Source organism: Brevibacillus halotolerans (assembly GCF_026891775.1).
Classification (GTDB): Bacteria; Bacillota; Bacilli; order Brevibacillales; family Brevibacillaceae; genus Brevibacillus_B; species Brevibacillus_B halotolerans.
This window is the reverse complement of the sequence record NZ_JAPTNK010000054.1, coordinates 1-456: the sequence shown is the minus strand read 5'-3', so window position 1 is coordinate 456 and position 456 is coordinate 1. Positions and strand designations below refer to the sequence as shown.

The following is a 456-nucleotide window of genomic DNA, read 5'->3' as shown; positions in this document are numbered from 1 at the left end:
TTTATTATCGAGCATTAGACAAAAGCACTTTAATGTATAAGATTAAAACGGACGGGACTTCAAAAACCCAATTAACCAATGAACCATCAGGTTATATTAATGTCGTAGATGATTGGATCTATTACTCGGATTATTCGGATTATCCTATCCTGCATAAAATGAAAACGGATGGATCAAACAAACAATTAATAACAACAGATTATGCGGAAGAACTTGTTGTATTAGGTGAATATGTTTATTATCGCAATGGAAACGATAAGAGTGCCTTCTATCGAATCAAGAATGATGGAAGTGATAAAATGAAAATAAGTGATGACACTGTTAACTTTCTAAATTATTCAAATGGCTGGTTGTATTACGCAAACAGCTTGGATGACTTCAAGCTTTATAAAATGAAGATCGATGGCACAAAAAGAACAAAACTAACTGATGATTCGATCAATTCAGTTGTAGTGG

General features: G+C 32.9%; 1 protein-coding gene. It reads left to right on the top strand.

Annotated features, from left to right (window positions below; genetic code table 11):
- A partial coding sequence (locus O0550_RS24105; RefSeq protein ID WP_258427427.1) for a DUF5050 domain-containing protein occupies positions 1-456 on the top strand: 456 nt, incomplete at both ends.